Source organism: Metapseudomonas otitidis, from assembly GCF_900111835.1.
Taxonomy (GTDB): Bacteria; Pseudomonadota; Gammaproteobacteria; order Pseudomonadales; family Pseudomonadaceae; genus Metapseudomonas; species Metapseudomonas otitidis.
Window position 1 is genome coordinate 295,463 of the sequence record NZ_FOJP01000004.1, and the last position, 17,758, is coordinate 313,220.

Genomic DNA, 17,758 nt, shown 5'->3' on the forward strand with positions numbered 1-17,758 from the left:
GTGCTCCTTCACGAGTGATGTTGAACCAATATCACTAGCGTGTTTCGCGGGCATTGCAAGAATCGGGGCGCCCTGAGGGGCATCGTGCTCGATGGCTTTTCCGCTACAGGCCGCGCTGCCGGGTGGCCGCGGCTGTGGTCTCGCTGTGCTCCAGCGCCACTTCCTTGAGGGGCACCTCGCCGATGGCCAGGGCTCGCTCGATGGTCAACTCGTCGCCGTCGGCCTGGAGCAGCGCCTGCAAGCGCTGGAATTCCCCGCACCAGAGGGTCTCAATGTCTCGATCACGCCGGCTGTCTCGGTCAGGCGTCAGGGCCACCGCGCGTACTTGCAAGCGGCCGTTATCTGCCTTGCCGCCGACTTCGACACCGTAGCCGGGAGTGGCGGGCTTGCGCAGCACCACCCGACCGGTGTCGGCCCAGGCGGTGGCCATGCCTTCGCGAACTTCGTAGCCGAGGCTGGCCAATCCTTGCAGCACCGCTTCGCGGCGGGCAAGGGCGGCCTGCTGCTCCAGGTGCCGGGCCAGCGCAGCCTGGCACTGCCCGGTCAGTTCGACCACTGCCTGGGGCTGGGGTGAGGCCAGGCAGTCAGCGATGCGCTGGAGCAGGTCGCGATGGGTTTCATCGCCAAGGGAGGCGATCTCGCTGGCCAGGTCTTGCAGATGTTCGAGTTGCTCGCGCACCTGCTGATGGGCTCGGGTGGCCTGGGCGAGGTCGAGCACCAGGCTGTCGAGCAGGAGGTTGCGTTGTGCGGGTTGGTCCTGGGCCTCGGCCTTGGCCAGGCGTTCGAGAAAGCGCTGCGCGGCCTCAGCACCCTGCAGCAACTGCAACTCGGCGATATGCCGGTCGATGCGCGTCAGTCGCTCCTGGCGTGGAAGGTCCTGGGGTTGCTGGGCCAGCCATTGCGCCAGGGTGGGGCGAGCAGTGCCCTCTTGCAGGCGTTGGGCGAGGGCACGCTGAGTTTCGGTCAGTCGTTCTTCCGTCGGGGCTCGCGCCAGGGCCGCGAAGCCTTGGGCCAGAAGGGTATCGGCGTCAGCCATTGGTGCGCCCTGGGCAACGGCAGCGAGCGACTGACGCAGTGGCTCGGGCAGTGCATCGGGTCTGCCTGCCACGGCCAGTAGCAGGGCGCTGGCGTTTTCCTGGAGCCGACGTTGCCGCTGGCGTTCATCTGCCGCGCGGGTGATGACGCGGGCCTCCCGCTCGGCGAGGTCGCGCTTGAGGAACTCGATTTCGATGGGTACCGCCTTCTGCAGGGCCGCGAACTGCTCATCGGCGAGCATGGCGTGGAGCCGGTCGCGGCGGGCGAGGGTGGCGGCACGCTCGGTCTCGCTGAGCTCACCGATCCGTGTGGTTTGGGCCTGCCAGCGGGCGATGGCGCTTTCCAGGCGCTGCAGGTGGCCTTCACACAGGGCAATGATTTCTTCCCGGGTAACGATGCGTACGACTTTCGGTCCACTCATTGGGCGGCTTCCGTGGTTGGGGGCGGCGGGACGAGGGGGGGCATGGCCGGTTTCAGGGCGTTCTCGATGGCGGAGCGCAACCGGCTGCGCTCGTTTTCGCCGTCGTGGTACCAGGCCTGGGAGGAGACGCGGTGCACATGGGGGATCGCGCGGCGTAGTACCGAGGGGCGCCAGATCTCCCGGGCTCGGGCACGGGCCAGCAGGGGATGGCAGGGGGCATCGCATTCGATGCCGATGGCGTAGAGCCCGGTGCGTGGGTCTTCGATGGCGAAGTCGAGGCCGAAGGCGTCTCCTTCGCTGGCCGGAGCGGCCGCCCAGCCGAGGGAGGCGATGTACTCGCCCACCAGCTCGACGAAGCCGTCGCGCGCGTGGCGGGTACGCCGCAGGCTGTCGCTGCGGTCGGTGTGCAAGCGCTCGAGCAGGGCGCTGGTGCTGGCGAACTCACCGCTGGAGAGCGTCCGCGCGTACTCCAGGTAGCCCTGCAGGTAGTCGCGCGGGCTGCTCGGTGCGCGCTGTGTGCCGAGCATGTCGGATACATCGCCGATCGGCATCGAGGTGATCATCACCACCTTGTGCCTGGCACGGGTGACGGCCACGTTCAATCGCCGCTCGCCGCCGGTTTGCCCGAGTACACCGAAGTTGCGCCGGAAGCTGCCCTGGCTGTTGCGCCCGAAGGTGGAGGAGAAAACGATGATGTCGCGCTCATCGCCCTGCACGTTCTCCACGTTCTTGACGAAGACCGCCATGTCCTCGCCGTCTTCGCTGCGGTCGCGTTCCTGGGTATAGGCCAGGCGGAAGGCTTCATCGTGCTCGGCTCGACGTTCCAGGTGCTCTTCGATCAGGTCGGCCTGTTTGCGGTTGAAGGTCACCACGCCTACGGAGGGGCGAGCTTCATAGGGCTGTTGCCACAGCTCGGCCAGGTAGTCGACCACCCGTTCGGCTTCTAGCTCGTTGCTCTGGTTCTGGTACAGGCCGTTCACCTGGATCAATTCCACCGGCTTGATGCGCAGGATGTTGGCCTGCGGGTGGCGCACGGGGACGCTCAGGCGGTTGCCATAGAAGGAGGCATTGGAGAACCCGATCAGCTCGCGATAGGCCGAGCGGTAGTGGATCTGCAAGGTGGTGTTGGGCAAGGCGCTGCGGGCCAGTTGCAGCAGATCGGGGCAGTCCTTGATCTCGCGGCGGTTCCAGGTGTCCTCGAAGGCTTCGCGCTGTTCTTCGTCCACGTCCTCGTCGGGCGCTTCACCGTCGAACAGTTCCGCTTCATCGCTTTCGATCCGGCTGGAGAAGAAGGCCGTCGGTGGCATCTGCTTCTCGTCCCCGCTGACCACGGTGAGCTTGCCCCGGTAGAGCGTTGGCAGGGCGAACTCCACGGGCATCTGCGACGCCTCGTCATAGATGACCATGTCGAACAGGCCGGCCTTCAGCGGCAGCACGCGGCTGGCCGCGTCAGGGTTCATCAGCCAGACCGGGCGCAGGTTCATCAGCCCCAGCGGGCTGCCCAGTTCGATGAATTCCCGTAGGCGGCGGGAGCGCTTGCCAGTCAGGCGGGTCACGTCTTCCCATTGCTTGCGGCTGCCGAGGCGGCAGGTGTCGATGACCTTGCCCAGCAGCTCACGGTTGAGCGCACGCATCTGTACGTCGGCCTGCGCCAGGCTGGCGATCTTCGATTGTGCTTCGCCGTGGCCGAGTTGCAGCTCCGGGCGGGTTTGTTCGAGGCGGTACTTCCAGGCCAGCCGTGCCTCCCGGTTGAGCAACCGACGTACGGCAGACTCGAGCTGGTCGGGGGCGATGGCATCCAGCTGCGCCTGGCACTGGCGCAGCAACGCCAGGAACTGCAGATCGGCCGCGTCCAGCTGGCTGGCGCGGCCCCGGAAGCGCTGATAGGCCACCAGGCTCGGCAGGGCCTCGCGCAGGCGACCGAGCGTCGGCAGGTTGCTCTGATTGGTGATGATGGCGCGGTGAAGCTGCGCGAGCAGATCAGCGCCGAGCCAGTCGGCGAGTGGCTGCAGGCGTTCGAGGCTGTGCTGGCGAGCGGTATGGCGGATCAGGGCAGCATCCAGGTCGCTCAGCAGGGCTTCGAAGCGCTGCTTCTCGCCGGTGCGGATGACTGCGTCGAGCTGTTCGGCACGTGGAGCCTGGCCCAGTGCACGGGCCAGGGCCTGGACCTCACGCAGGTGTTGCAGCCCTTGGTTAGCCAGCTCTTTGAGGGCTGGGCCTGCACTGGGCTCCACGTCAGGCAGGCCGAGTGCCTGGTGCAGACGAGCCAGCGCCTGGCGCAACGGGCGCCACTGGCGCTCCAACTGGGCATTGGCGAGCAGGCTCGGCAGGCGTGCGTCATCGGAGGGTTCGCCTTGAGCCTGCAGGAAGGCACGCAGGCCGCGCCGGCGATAGAGCCGCAGGGGGTTGAGGCGAGCCAGCCAGCTGCGGGCGCTGAGAACTTGGGTCACGCGCTCAAGCAGGCTGGCCAGGGCTGGGTTGTCCAGTGCGCTGAGGGCGCCGGCGAGCGATGGCGCATGAGGCGCTGGGTCGATGGCCTGGAGCGCTGCCAGCACATCGTCGAGGGCGCGCAGCAGCTCATCGCCCTCGGGGGGCTCGCTGCGGAACAGGGGTAGCCAGCGCGCCAGGCGTTGGCGCTGTTCTTCCCCGAGTGCCAGCAGGGTGTTGACCTGGGTGGCCAGCCAGGTGCGGTAGGGGGTGGGGTCGTCCACCTCGAAGCTGGCGGGGTGTGCGGCCAACTGACGGTCACGCTCGATCTCCGCTTCGGCGAAATGCCGCAGGCTTTCGGTAAAGGCCCGTAAGGTGGCCGTATCGGTATCGAACGGCCGCAGCAGTGCCAGTGGGCTGCCTTCATAGCGGGCTGGCAACCAGAGGGGAACCAGGGGTGCGCAGGCTTCCTCCAGGCGCGTAAGGCTGGCGATGTCCAGGCTGGCCAGGCGTTGCCGCAGCGCGGGAAAGTCCAGCGGGGCGGGCCCCTTCTCCAGTTCGATCAGCTCGCCGAGCAGGCGCCGATAGCTGAGCCCGGTCAGTTCGTCAGGCCGGTGAAGGCTCTGGTGATAGCGGTCCAGCTCGCCTTCCAGGGCTTCGATGCGTGCGGCCAGCTGTTCACGCTGGCGCTCCAGGCCCGGGGGGGCGTCGTTGCCGAGGAACAGGGCTTCGAGTTGTTCGCGAATGCTGCGTATGACCGGCTCGCGGTCGCGGTTGACGTCGTTGAGCATGACGATGCGCTGGCCCAGGCCTTCGGCAACCAGGCGCTTGTGCACCACCTCCAGGGCGGCGTGCTTCTGGCACACGATCAGCAGGCTGCGCTGGCGGCCGATGGCGTCGCCGACCATGTTGACGATGGTCTGGCTCTTGCCGGTGCCAGGTGGCCCTTCCACCAGCAGGCCCTTGCCTTGCCGCGTCTGGAGCACGGCGGCTTCCTGAGAGGGGTCGCTGGCGACGGTGAAGTAGCGTTGCAGCTCGGGCACTGGGGCATCGGCCTCGGCTTCGCCGGTCTCCTTGAGGCGCAGGGCGCTTTCCAGGGCGGTGCCCGCCGGGGAGAGGGTCTTCAGCTGGCGCAGGTCCTCGCCGATGGCCTGGCCCATGAAGGTGACGTGGAACAGTACGGCGGCACAGGCCAGCTCGTCCTTGTAGGGCTGGATGTCGAGACCTGCGGGTGACGGCAGGCCGGTGAGGCTGCGCGAACGCGCGGTGGCGAGCATGCCGAAGGCGTCCATCACATCGGCGGCGCGCAGGGCGGAGCGCCCGAGCAGTTCGTCGGCGGTCGTGCGCCAGCGCTTGCAGGGCTCCGGGCCGAGCACGCTTTCCAATGCCGGGTTGAGGCGTACCTCTTCACGCTCGCTGTCGAAGGCGAGTGCGGCCTGTCCGCGGCTGCCGACCTCCAGCAGCAGCTTCAGTGGCCACAGCAGTACGGGGATGATGCGCGGGCGGGCATTGCTGCGCGGGTCTCGGCTGAGCAGGAAGGGGAAGCCCAGGTAGAGGCCGTCGATCCCGGTATCACGTTTGTACAGGGCGCTTTGCCGGTAGAGCGCGTGCAGCCGTGACTCCAGCAGCGGATTGGCGAGGAAGCTTTCCGGATCGAGGTTCACCGCACGGGTGTTGCGTTGCAGCAGATGGTCGAGCAGTGCGGGCGCGGGGCGCCGCTCGCTGTGCAGTTCGTCCAGGTCGATGCGTGCGGTGCTCTTGCCGATGCTCATGCGTACCAGTGGGCCGCGCATGACGGCGGTGACCACCTTCTTCTCGAAGAAGTCGAGGATCTGCGAAACGTACTGCTGCTTCTGCGGTTCGAGCCATTGCTCCGGCGGTATCGCCAGCAACACCAGCACCCTGGCCAGGGGCATGCGCCGTTCCAGGCGGAACTGCTCGGCCCATTCGTCCACGGCGCTCACTCCGCTGCGAGCGAAGCCGCTGATGCGCTCGTCGACACTGCGATAGAGCGCCTGGCGGCTGTGCTGCTGCAACAGTTCTGCGGCGACCTCGCGGTCGAACAGCTGGACGTCGGCAGACCGCGCCAGTGCGGTGGCTTCATCGAGGATGGCGCTGGCGGCGCGGAACTGACCGATGTCGGCACTGAGCAGGACGATGAGGTCTTCTTCGGCGATCACCCGGCGCTCGGCCAGGGCCAGCAGGCCGGGGTGCTCGGTATCGGGCAGCAGGCGCTGACGCTCCTGCCATTCGGCGGCCAGCCGAGCCCGCGAAGTGGAGAGCAGGTAGATGCGCAGGGATTCTTCGGTCAGCGCGATGTGCTGGTGCAGGGCCCGCTGGCGAACGTTCTCGGCGCGCAGCTTGAGGCGCGAGAGCCAGCTTTCGGTCTGCAGTTGTTCGAGCAGGTCGGGCACGGAACCGCTGATCAGCCGGTAGCCCTCCTGAGGGTGCTCCAGCAGCCAGCCGGGGGTGACGATTTCGCCGCGATGGATCAGCGGGATCTCCGGGTTCAGCAGCTTGAGGGCAAGCATCAGACGGAAGTCGTCTTCCAGGCCTTCGTGCTGCACCACCTGACGCAGGCCGGCGAGCAGGCGTGGCGACAGGCCGGCCTGCTCGGCCCAGGTGACTATCACGCCGCGCAGCAGGTGGTCGAGGGCCTCGGTCCAGTGTTCGGCCTGGGCGGCGGCGATGGCGAATACCGAGGGTTTGCCGAAACGCCGGCTGCCAAGGATGATACTGGCCCCTTCGGCCAGGTCGGCTTCGTTGCCGGTGGAGGCGGGGGCATGCACGGCTTCGCCATTGAGCCAGGCCTGAACCTGGGGCCACTGCCAGCGCTGGTGCCGGTCCCGCGCCAGAAGGCCGCGCAGGAGCAAGTGCAGGTTGGAGTCGAGGTCGTCAGGGAGGGCTACGCCGTTGGCCAGCACATGGATGAGGAAGGCACTGGGGTGGATGCCTTCGAAGCAGGCGCCATGGGTCAGCTGCTCCAGCAGGATCATGCCCAGGCTCCACCAGTCGGAGGCGGCGGCAACGCCGCCTGCAATGGCTTCGGGGGCCATGTAGCGGCTGGTTTCCAGGGGCGAAACAATATCCAGGTCGAACTCCGACAGGCGCGCCGAGCCGAAGCCGCTGATCACCAGGTCGAGCGGGTCACGGCTGCGCACCAGCAGGCTGGCAGGGCGCAGGTCGCGGTGGCGCAGGCCAGCCTCATTGAAGGCATGTAGGGCCTGGCCCAGTTCGCGTACGACATGGCGAACGGTGGCCGTGTCGCTGACGACCATGCCCAGGTCGGCGAGTGTGCCGCCGGTGAGTTGTTCGATGACCTCGTAGGCGCGCTCGTTCCAGCGGCCGGTGGCGAGGATGTCGGGAACATGCTCGCGCGGCAGACGGCGGATGACGTCGTAGATTGCCGGATCGGGTTCGGCACCTGCCCGGTACAGAGTGAGGACGGCCTGCTGGCCGTCGTCCACCCGTTCGGCGAGGTAGCGCTCCCGCACACCGTCGGTGTGGCTGATCTGGCGCAGCAGGCGCCAGCCGTCGATCAGGGTTTCGCTGGCGGCGGCCGGCGTTGCATCGTCGGTGGGGCCGGCAGTGGCTGGGGACGTGGCCGGGGCGGCCGCACACTCCAGGCACATGAGATCGCCGGTCTCCATCGGGTGGCCGTTCTCGCACTGGAGCCTGGGGGCTGCGGCGGTGGGTTGAACGAGGGCGTCCTGGGTCACGACCGGCTGGGGGCGCCAGCCTTCAGGGTGCAGGGCTTCGCCGGAAAGGTCCCAGGCGCAGGGCTGGCCTTGAATGGTGCCTTCGCAGAAGAGTTCCGACAGCGCGCGTTCGGTCTGGCAGTTCGGGCAGAAACGTATCATCGGTGTCGTTCCGTTAGCGGGATCGCGGTCGGTGGGTGCTGATCTGTAGCTGGTGGCCCTGATCCTGAAGCAGCGTCTGCAGTCGTTGCAGGTCATCACGTCGGGGGATGCCGGCCATCCAGATGCTGCCGTCGTGGTCGAACATCAGGTCAAGGGCCTGGTCGCTGGCTTCGAGTGGGCGCTCGTACTGGCCCAGGCGGCCACGGCCGCGTTCGGTGAACAGGGTCAGGCGCTGGTTGTCGCTGCCACGCAGCGCGCGCGTCTGCGGGCTGTGCTGCTGGTAGGGGTCGCTGATCAGGGCGTCGATAAGGCCGGTGGTGCGTTCGAGCTTGTCCGCCAGGTGTTCCAGCGAGTAGCCGCTGTAGACGAGGATGTCGAGCTGGGGGTGTTGGCGCAGGGCCTGCAACAGGGCCAGCAGGGCCTCGAACTGGTCGAAAGGCTCGCCGCCGGACAGGGTGACGCCCTGGGCCTGGTCGAGCCAGGGGCGGATGTCGCTGAGCAACCTGTCCAGCGGCAGGCGGCGGTTGCCGGGGCCCCAGGTGTCGGCGGAGATGCAGCCCGGGCAGCGGATGCTGCAGCCCTGGAACCAGATGCCCAGGCGCTGGCCCGGGCCCAGGGTGGTGACCGGGAAGTGCACGCGGGAGAGGTTCAGCTCCATGTCAGCGGCGTTCCAGGGTGAGCCCGGCGGCGCCCAGCGAGGTAATCGCAAAATGCTCGCCGGGGCCGGCATCCTGGTCGAACAGGGCCCTGGACAGCGGGTTGAGCAGGTGGGCTTCGAGCTGGTTGCGGATGCCGCGTCCACCGTTGGACAGGTCCTGCAGGCAGAGGGTGTGCAGGGCCTGGCGGGCCGAGTCGGCCAGTTCGATGGTCAGTTGCTGCTGTTCGCGCAGGTCGGCCAGGGTGCCGTCGACCATCTGGGTGAAGATCTGCTCGGCGACATCGGGGCGGATGAAGTCGAAGACGATGATGTTCTCGCCGATGCGGTTGAGAATTTCCGGGCGGTTGAGAACCAGCTTGAAGTGGCGGTCTATTTCGCTGCGGACCTTTGCCTGCACACCTTCGAAGGCTTCGCCAGGGAGCACGTTGGCAACCCGCTCGCCGTTCTCGCCCTGACGGTAGATGCCGAGGTTGGAGGTGAAGACGATGAGCGCTTCGGAGAAATAGACCCGGTCGCCCCGACCGGAAGTGAGCACGCCGTCGTCGAGGATCTGCAGGAATTTGTCGAGGATACGCGGGTGGGCTTTCTCGATTTCGTCGAACAGCACGACGCTGAAGGGTTTTTCTCGGATGGCGTTGGTCAGCTCTCCGCCGACGTCGTAGCCGACATAGCCGGGCGGGGCGCCGATCAGGCGCTGGTCGGCGTGCTCGGCGCTGAACTCGGACATGTCGAAGCGGATGTAGGCGCTCTCGTCCCCGAACAGCAGGCTGGTGACGGTCTTGGCCAGCTCGGTCTTGCCGACGCCGGTGGGGCCGGCGAGGAAGGCGATGCCCCGTGGACGGTTGCCCTTGCGGCTGGCGCCGACGCCGGTCATGGCGCGTTTGACGATGTCCAGCATGTGGGTTACGGCATGCTGCTGGCCCTTTACTCGTCGGCGGACGAAGGTGTCGGCCTGGCGGATGCGGTTGCGGTCGATCTTCTGCCAGGGGTCTTCGGTGACCCCCACCTTGTAGCGCCGGACGGCGTCGGCGATGCGCTCCATGGCGACCCCTTCGACGCGTGCCAACTGGGCGATGGCGCTGAGGTCGAGCAACAGCAGGCCTTCGGTGTTTTCGACGAAGGTGTCGACGGCCTGACGCAGGCTGTCGTCGTTGCCGGGCTGTTGGCTCGACAGGCCTTTGAGCAGCGCCGGCGCCAGGGCCCGTCGGGCCATCTGATCGGGTTTGGAAACGGGGATGTGGCGCAGGCGCGGGTTGTCGACCAGCAGCCAGTCCGGCAGGTCGCCTTCCTTCTCCACGATCCAGACCAGGCTGTTGAAGAACGGTTTGCGTTGCTCGCCCGAGGGGCGGCTGCGGGCCTGGTGGGAGAGCACCAGGGCCTGGGTGAACAACTGGTGTTCGGCGGCGCTCAGGGAGTCGTTGCGTACGACGAGGCGGGAGGCAAAGTCGATCACCAGGGCCACCGGCTCACCGCTTCGGTTGACCAGGCGCTGCAGGGTGGCCGCAAGCAGGTCCAGGCCGGCCGGTGCGGTGCCGTCCACGGGCGTCAGCCCGAGTTCGATCAACAGCGGGTGACCGCTGTCGGGCGTCTCTCCCGGCCGCCCCGGGGCACGAAAACCGGTCAGCGGGTCCCAGGTCAGGACGCGGGCGTAGCCAGCGTCGAGCAGTTCGTTGCACAGGTGCTGGGTGAAGCCTTGGGCGGTCATGGTTCCGGGTATGACTTCGCAGGCCTGCAGGTCACGGATATTGCCCGAGAGCACGAATTGGCTCTTGAGCGGCAAAAAACGCAGCAGGTCGCGCAACCAGCGCGGCTTTTCGAACACGGCATTCCCTGTCATGGGTGGCTCCCCCTTGGATTCAGCGCACAAGCATATTGCTGGCGGGGCTGTGCTCCAAGCCTGGTGATGGTCGAGGGCTTGGGGTGAGGGGGCTTGCGGCCCGTGAGGAGGCCGAGGTGGACGAGCGCCTCCTCGCTACGGGCTTGAGGGAATGACGCCCTGACGTGCCCGCAATAAAAAACGCGGACACCCAGGTCGGGGCCGCGTCACGCTAAGGGGTCAGAACTGCTCGGCGGTGATGCCGTAGAGGGTGCGGCTGCCGGCGAGGATGCTGGCTTCGAGGCTGAGGGTGCGAGGCAGCAGGCGTTCGAAGTAGAAGGCGGCGGTGGCCTGCTTGGCGCTGTAGAAGGCTGGGTCCTGGGGTTGGCGTTCGCTGGCGATGCGGGCCATGCGGGACCAGAGCCAGGCATAGGCGACGTAGCCGAACAGGTGCAGGTAGTCGACGGAGGCGGCGCCGATGGCGTTGGGGTCGCTGGCGGCCTGTTCCAGCACGCGGGTGGTGGTGCGCTCCAGGCGGTCGACGGCGTCGAGCAGGGCGGCGCGGTGGGGGACGTCTTCCGTGGCGTAGCGGCGGATCTCGGCGGTGAAGCGGCGCAGGCTGGTGCCGCCATTGGCGACGACCTTGCGGCCGAGCAGGTCGAGGGCCTGGATGCCGTTGGTGCCTTCGTAGATCTGGGCGATGCGGACGTCGCGGACCAGTTGCTCCTGGCCCCATTCGCGGATGTAGCCGTGGCCGCCGAATACCTGCTGGCCGTGGACGGTGCTTTCCAGGCCGGTGTCGGTGAAGAAGGCCTTGGCGACGGGGGTGAGCAGGGCGACCAGGGCTTCGGCCGCTTGGCGTTCGTCGGCGTCGTCACTGAACTTGGCGAGGTCGAGTTGCTGGCCGACGTAGCAGGCGAAGGCGCGGCCGCCTTCGGTGAGGGCTTTCATGGTGAGCAGCATGCGGCGCACGTCGGGGTGGACGAGGATCGGGTCGGCCACCTTGTGCTGGGCCTGGGGACCGGTGGGGGCGCGGCTCTGCAGTCGTTCGCGAGCGTAGGCGACGGCGCTCTGGTAGGAGGCGTCGGCGCAACCGATGCCCTGGATGCCGATGGAGAGGCGCTCGTAATTCATCATGGTGAACATGGCGGCGAGGCCTTTGTTAGCGTCGCCGATGAGGTAGCCGGTGGCGCCGTCGAAGTTCATCACGCAGGTGGCGGAGGCCTTGATGCCCATCTTGTGTTCGATGGAGCCGCATGAGAGTGCGTTGGGCTGGCCGAGGCTGCCGTCTGCGTTCACCAGGACCTTGGGTACGAGGAACAGGGAGATGCCCTTGGGGCCGGCGGGGGCGTCGGGGAGCTTGGCGAGGACGAGGTGGATGATGTTCTCGGTGAGGTCCTGCTCGCCGCCGGTGATGAAGATCTTGGTGCCGGTGATGCGGTAGCTGCCGTCCGCCTGGGGTTCGGCCTTGGTGCGGATGATGCCGAGGTCGGTGCCGGCGTGTGGCTCGGTGAGGCACATGGAGCCGGCCCAGATGCCGGCGTACAGGTTGGGCAGGTAGGCCTGCTTGAGTTCGGCGCTGGCGTGGGCGTCGATGGCGAGGCAGGCGCCGGCACTGAGGGCGGAGTAGAGGGCGAAGCTGGAGTTGGCGGCGTAGAGCATTTCCTCGAACTGTACGGCGAGCATCTTGGGCATGCCCATGCCGCCGTACTGCGGGTTGCCGGAGAGGCCGACCCAGCCTCCTTCTATATAGGTGGCGTAGGCGGCCTTGAAGCCGGCTGGGGTGATGACCCGGCCTTCGACCCACTGGGCGCCTTCTTCGTCGCCGCTGCGGTTGAGCGGTGCGATCAGGCCGCCGGTGACTTTGGCGGCCTCTTCGAGGATGGCATCGGCGGTATCGGCATCCACGGTTTCGGCCAGGGCCGGCAGGCGGGCCCAGAGGCGCGGGGCTTCGAACAGTTCATGCAGGACGAAGCGCAGGTCGCGCAGGGGGGCGTTGTACTCGGGCATCGGTGTTCTCTCGGCGTGACGGGGCCGCCCGGGTGGGCGGCCTCTCTCGGGGTTCGCGGGGGTTGGCTCAGAGGGCCTTGGCCATGTCGCGCAGGACGTATTTCTGGATCTTGCCGGTGGAGGTTTTCGGCAGGGTGGTGAAGACCACGGTGCGCGGGACCTTGAAGCCGGCGAGGTGGTCGCGGCAGAAGGCGATGATGTCGCTCTCGCGGACGGACTGGTGGTCGGCCTTGAGGGTGACGAAGGCGCAGGGGGTTTCGCCCCACTTCTCGTCCGGGCGGGCGACCACGGCGGCTTCCAGTACGGCGGGGTGGCGGTAGAGGACGCCTTCCAGTTCGATGGTGGAGATGTTCTCGCCGCCGGAGATGATGATGTCCTTGAGGCGGTCCTTGATCTCGACGTAACCGTCGGGGTGCCAGACGCCGAGGTCGCCGGTGTGGAACCAGCCGCCGCTGAAGGCTTCGGTGGTGGCGGTGGGGTTCTTCAGGTAGCCCTTCATGACGGTGTTGCCGCGCAGGAAGATCTCGCCGATGGTCTCGCCGTCGCGCGGGGTCGGTTCGAGGGTCTTGGGGTCGGCGACCATGACGCCTTCGAGGGTGGGGTAGCGCACGCCCTGGCGGGCCTTGATGCGGGCACGTTCCTCGAGGGGCAGTTCGTCCCATTCGCCGTGCCAGGCGCAGACGGTGACCGGGCCATAGACCTCGGTAAGGCCATAGACATGGGTGACGCGGATGCCCATCTCCTCGACGGCGCCGATGACCTTGGCCGGCGGGGCGGCGCCGGCGACCATTGCGTGGACCGGGTGGTCGATGGCGGCCTTGGCTTCCGGCGGCATGTTCACCAGGGCGTTGAGGACGATGGGGGCGCCGCACAGGTGGGTGACCTGCTCGTCGCGGATGAGGGTGAGGATGCGTTGCGGGTCGACCCGGCGCAGGAAGACGTGGACGCCGGCGAGTGCGGTGATGGTCCAGGGGTAGCACCAGCCGTTGCAGTGGAACATCGGCAGGGTCCAGAGGTAGACGGGGTGGTGGCCGAGGCCCCAGGTCATCTGGTTGCCGAGGGCGTTGAGGAACGCGCCGCGGTGGTGGTAGACGACGCCCTTGGGGTTGCCGGTGGTGCCGGAGGTGTAGTTGAGGGAGATGGCTTGCCATTCATCTTCCGGCCATTGCCAGGCGAACTCGGGGTCGCCTTCGGCCAGCAGTGCTTCGTAGTCCAGTTCGCTGATGGCCTGGCCTTCGCCGTATTCGGGGTCGTTGACGTCCACCAGCAGGGGCGGGTGGTCGAGCATGCCGACGGCGGCGTGGATGACGTCGAAGAATTCGCGGTCGGTGATCAGGACCTTGGCTTCACCGTGCTGCAGCATGAAGGCGATGGCTTCGGCGTCGAGGCGCACGTTGAGGGTGTTGAGGACGGCGCCGATCATGGGAACGCCGAAATGCGCTTCCAGCATCTGCGGGATGTTGGGCAGCATCACGGCGACGGTGTCGCCCTTGCCGATGCCGCGCCCGGCCAGCGCCGAGGCCAACCGGCGGCAGCGGGCGTAGGTCTCTGCCCAGTTGCGGCGGATGGCGCCATGGACGACGGCGGGATAGTGGGGGTAGATGCTGGCGGTCCGCTCGATGAAGCTCAGCGGGCTGAGGGCGATATGGTTCACGGCAGCAGGGGCGAGGCCCTGTTCATAGATCGACATGCGGATTACCCGGTGGCTGATTGTTAGCTCTTGTGCCCCGGCCGTGTCGTTTTTGACCTGGGTCCGGGATCGTTCGGGGTCATTTATATATCGTTTGCTATTGGGTATGGAATTAATACCTGAGTAGTATCGTATATCTACTATATTGTTTCATTTTATACCTAAGGCGTAGAGGCCAAGGCTTCGAGCGCTGCTAGGCTGTCGCCGCTTTTGCCCTGGAGCCTGCCGTCCCATGAGCCGTAATCCTGTCCGTCTGCACACCTGGCTGCGCCTGCAACGCGAGGGCGTGGCGGTGTCTGCGCGGGCGGACGCGTTGTGCCGGGCGCTGCGAGGCTATCCGGAGGTGCGCCAGGCTTATTACCTGGTGTGGCAGGCGGGTGCGGGTATCTACACCCACGAGGGGAGCGGGCAGCACTTGCCGCCAGGGCAGGGGGACCCGCTGGGGGCGAGCGATGCGCGTCTGTTCGAGCGAGTGGCGGAACTGGGGCGCCTGAGCCTGTCTGCAGTGCGCGGTGTGGATTGCTGGCTGGCGGGGCGCCTGCGACGTGCCGGGATCAGCCATGGCCAGGTATTCGACCTGGCGCTGGCGGCCGCTCAGCCGGGCCTGCTGCTGGTGGAGGTACAGCCGGGGGTGGGGCTGGAGTGGCTGGGGGCGGTGGAGGAATTGCTGTCGACGGTGCTGGCGCAGTCGGCAGGCCTGATGCGGGCTTCGCCATTGCTGGGGCACGATCCTCAGCCGAGCCTGCTGCTGGACGAGGCGGGGGTCCCGCTGGAGCTGAACGCGGCGCTGCTGGCCTTGCTGGCGGAGCAGCCTCCGGGTGCGGTGCTGCGCTTCCTGCCGGTCAATCATGTGGCGCTGGTGCGGGCCTGCCTGGCGCAGTGCCGGGCCATCGAGGAAGTGGAGGCGCAGTGTGATGGGCGCATCCTGCTCTGGACCTTCGTGCCCGACCCCGAGAACCAGCGGGTATTAGGGCGCTGCCGTGATGCGACCCGACCGCTGTTGGCCGAGCGTGAGGCGGCGCAGGCGCGGCGCTTGTATCGGCTGATCACGGAGAACACCACGGATCTGATTTCCCGGCACACGCCGGAGGGGCGCTTCCTCGACGCGTCCCCCGCGTCCTGGACGCTGCTGGGTTTCTGGCCTGAGGAGTTGCGCGGGGTGCTGGCGCAGGGGCTGTTCCATGCGCAGGACCTGATGCCGCTGATCCAGCGTGCGCGGGATGCGCTGGAGACCGATGGCTACCACACCATGACCTACCGCATCCGTCACCGCGCGGGGCATTACCTGTGGTTCGAGACGGCGTGCCGGGCGATCCGCGAGACCTATACGGGGGCGGTGGTGGAGGTGGTGAGCGTCTCACGGGATATCACGGCGCGGGTACAGGCCGAGGAGCACAAGCGGCGCCTGGCGGAGGTGGTGGAGGCCAATACCGATCCGGTGCTGTTCTTCGATGCGCTGGGGCAGGTCACGGACCTCAATCCGGCTGCTCGTCGTGCGCTGGGGTTGGAGGAAGGGCTGGCGTTGCCGTTGCTGGCAGCGTTGTTCTCGTCAGACGACCTGACGCGGTTGCAGGCGGGGCAGGTACAGGCCGAGCGCGTGGGGGTGTGGAGCGCCGATGCGCGTCTGTGTGCGCTGGATGGGAGTGGGTCGTTGCCGGTCTCGCTGGTGCTGTTGGCGCATCGGGCGGCCGGGGGCGAGCGTTACTACTCGCTGGTGGCGCGGGACATGAGCGAGCGGGAGCTGCGCGAAGCCCAGCAGCGCCGCCATCAGGATGAGCTGGCCCATACGGCACGTCTGGTGACCCTGGGCGAGTTGGCCTCGGGTATCGCCCATGAGATCAACCAGCCGTTGGCGGCAGTGATGAATTACGTGGGCGCCAGCCAGCGTTATCTGCAAAGCCTGGGCAGCAACCCACAAGCGGCTGAGCGGGTGGTCCAGGGGTTGGAACGCATTGCCGAGCATGCGGAGCACGCATCGGAGGTGATCAAGCGGCTGCGTGCATTCTTGCGCAAGGGGCAGCGGCGCATGCAGGCGTTGGATGTGGCGGAGGTGGCGCGCGAGGCGGTCCGGCTCTGCGCCTGGGAGGCGGGGGCAGCGCAGGTGGTGATCGAGGAGCGATTGCCGGCGGGGCTGCCATCAGTCTTCGCGGATCGGGTGCTGCTGGAGCAGGTGCTGTTGAACCTGTTGCGCAATGCCATCGAGGCCAATCGTGAGGCGAATCCGCAGGCGGCTTCACGGGTAGTGATCAGCGCTCGGTTGATGCCGGGCGCCGGTATTGATGTGGAGGTGCTCGACGAGGGGCCGGGGCTCGATGCCGTGGCGCTGGAGCGCATCTTCACGCCTTTCTATACCAGCAAGCCGGAAGGGCTGGGGCTGGGGCTGTCGATGAGTCGCAGCATCATCGAGGGGTTCGGGGGCTCGCTGGAAGGCGAGCCGATGGAGGAGGGCGGGTTGCGTATGCGTTGCCGCCTGCCGCTGCACTGATAATCACAAGAATGGAGTAGTAAGGATGACGACAAGCGCCCGCCAGGTGGTCTATGTGGTGGATGACGACCAGGGGATGCTCGATTCCACGGTCTGGCTGCTGGAGTCGGTGGGGTTGGCGGCGCTGCCGTTCACCAGTGGCAAGGCCTTCCTGGAGGCGTGCGACCCGGCAGCGGATGCCTGTGTGTTGCTGGACGTGCGCATGCCCGGGATGGGCGGGCTGAATGTGCAGGAGGAGCTGCGGGCGCGGGGGATCGATCTGCCGGTGATCTTTGTCAGCGGTCACGCGGATGTGCCCATTGTGGTGCGGGCCTTCAAGGCGGGGGCGCAGGACTTCATCGAGAAGCCTTACAACGAGCAACTGCTGCTGGACAGCGTGCAGGAAGCACTGAACCGCTCGGCGCGGGTTCGCAATCTCGCTCAGGGGGATCTGCAGGAGCGCTTGGACAGCCTGACGCCGCGGGAGCGGGATGTGTTACTGCCGTTGGTGAAGGGCTACACCAATCGGGAGGTGGCCGAGCAGCTTTCTATTAGCGTGAAGACTGTCGATCTCTATCGCGCCAGGGTGATGAAGCGGATGCGGGCAGAGTGCCTGCCGGACCTGGTGGGGATGGCGATCGCCGCAGGGATGGTCGATCCGCTGCGGCTGAGAGGGTGAAGCTTCAGCAGGCGCGTGCTACCCGGTGGTCCGGGTTGATGCGCTTGTAGATCTCTTCGCGGTGCACGGCGACATGCTTGGGCGCGACGATGCCCAGTTTGATCTGCGAGCCCTGCGCGGCGACAACACGGACTACGACGCCTTCGCCCAGATCGAGGTGGTCACCGACCTTGATGTTCAGTTCCTGCACGATTCTTCCTCTTGTAGTTGGACAGCGGGTGGCGGGGTTGTCTGCCACGGGCTTGAGCGGGGTTTGATCACCCGCTGGGCCTCGGGTTCAACCGGTTCGTGGGGGAGTTTCGGGAACGCCGATCCCGTCTCAAAAGTACGTTTCGACAGCAAACTGAAAATAGATGTTGACGCCGTGGCTGAGGTCTCTATAATGCGCACCACTCCCACGGCGGACAACGAAAACTCCTTGAAAATCAATGAGTTAAGTGTTTGAAAGTGGGGTGCGGTTCCGGGGTGGTTGCGGATTCGCGGTGATTGATCTGCTGGCCAGGTTGATTGCCGAAAAGAGGTGTTGACAGCGAGTTTGAATGCTGTATGATTCGCCTCCCGCTGATGTTGAAGAGTGTTTCGACGGATGCGCAAGTTGTTGAGTAGAAAGAAAAAATTCTTCGAAAAACAGCTTGACAGAAAGAAAGGCTGCTGTAGAATGCGCGGCCTCGGTTGAGACGAAAGACTTGATCGAAACG

9 protein-coding genes and 1 pseudogene are annotated in these 17,758 nt (G+C 66.7%); 2 read left to right on the forward strand and 8 right to left on the reverse strand.

The window, feature by feature from the left end; all coding sequences use genetic code 11:
- Positions 1-103 precede the first annotated feature (103 nt).
- The 6 genes from BM198_RS07200 to BM198_RS07225 all read right to left on the reverse strand — a co-directional run bounded on the left by BM198_RS07200 (position 104) and on the right by BM198_RS07225 (position 13,917).
- Positions 104-1,456 carry a coiled-coil domain-containing protein gene (locus tag BM198_RS07200; RefSeq protein ID WP_074968866.1) on the reverse strand — a complete coding sequence of 451 codons (1,353 nt, stop codon included), beginning with the start codon at positions 1,454-1,456 and terminating at the stop codon, positions 104-106.
- The gene (locus BM198_RS07205) at positions 1,453-7,743 is read right to left on the reverse strand and encodes an AAA domain-containing protein (RefSeq protein WP_074968868.1); all 6,291 of its coding nucleotides are present in this window, start codon (positions 7,741-7,743) and stop codon (positions 1,453-1,455) included. The genes BM198_RS07200 and BM198_RS07205 overlap by 4 nt, the downstream gene beginning before the upstream one ends.
- Positions 7,744-7,756: 13 nt before the next feature.
- Positions 7,757-8,401 carry a 4Fe-4S single cluster domain-containing protein gene (locus BM198_RS07210; protein WP_074968870.1) on the reverse strand — a complete coding sequence of 215 codons (645 nt, stop codon included), beginning with the start codon at positions 8,399-8,401 and terminating at the stop codon, positions 7,757-7,759.
- Position 8,402: 1 nt separating this feature from the next.
- Positions 8,403-10,238, reverse strand: a complete 1,836-nt coding sequence (locus BM198_RS07215) for an AAA family ATPase (RefSeq protein WP_074968872.1) — start codon at positions 10,236-10,238, stop codon at positions 8,403-8,405.
- A gap of 219 nt (positions 10,239-10,457) precedes the next feature.
- Positions 10,458-12,227 (reverse strand): acyl-CoA dehydrogenase C-terminal domain-containing protein, encoded by a 1,770-nt coding sequence (locus tag BM198_RS07220; protein ID WP_074968874.1) that lies wholly within the window; start codon positions 12,225-12,227, stop codon positions 10,458-10,460.
- A 67-nt stretch (positions 12,228-12,294) separates the two neighbouring features.
- On the reverse strand, positions 12,295-13,917 hold the full coding sequence (locus BM198_RS07225; protein WP_074968876.1) for an acyl-CoA synthetase: 1,623 nt from the start codon (positions 13,915-13,917) through the stop codon (positions 12,295-12,297).
- 232 nt (positions 13,918-14,149) lie between these two features.
- Here BM198_RS07225 and BM198_RS07230 point away from each other — a divergent pair, with 232 nt between their 5' ends.
- Both BM198_RS07230 and BM198_RS07235 read left to right on the forward strand, forming a co-directional pair.
- A complete protein-coding gene (locus tag BM198_RS07230; RefSeq protein WP_074968878.1) occupies positions 14,150-16,402 on the forward strand; it encodes a PAS domain-containing sensor histidine kinase in 2,253 nt (750 codons plus the stop codon).
- A 25-nt stretch (positions 16,403-16,427) separates the two neighbouring features.
- Positions 16,428-17,060 (forward strand): response regulator transcription factor, encoded by a 633-nt coding sequence (locus BM198_RS07235; RefSeq protein ID WP_074968880.1) that lies wholly within the window; start codon positions 16,428-16,430, stop codon positions 17,058-17,060.
- Between the two features lie 4 nt (positions 17,061-17,064).
- On the opposite strand, the gene BM198_RS07240 is transcribed toward BM198_RS07235, so the two are convergent.
- The gene (locus BM198_RS07240) at positions 17,065-17,250 is read right to left on the reverse strand and encodes a carbon storage regulator (protein ID WP_044401837.1); all 186 of its coding nucleotides are present in this window, start codon (positions 17,248-17,250) and stop codon (positions 17,065-17,067) included.
- A gap of 243 nt (positions 17,251-17,493) precedes the next feature.
- A pseudogene (locus tag BM198_RS30290) lies at positions 17,494-17,758 on the reverse strand (hypothetical protein); the annotation flags it as partial.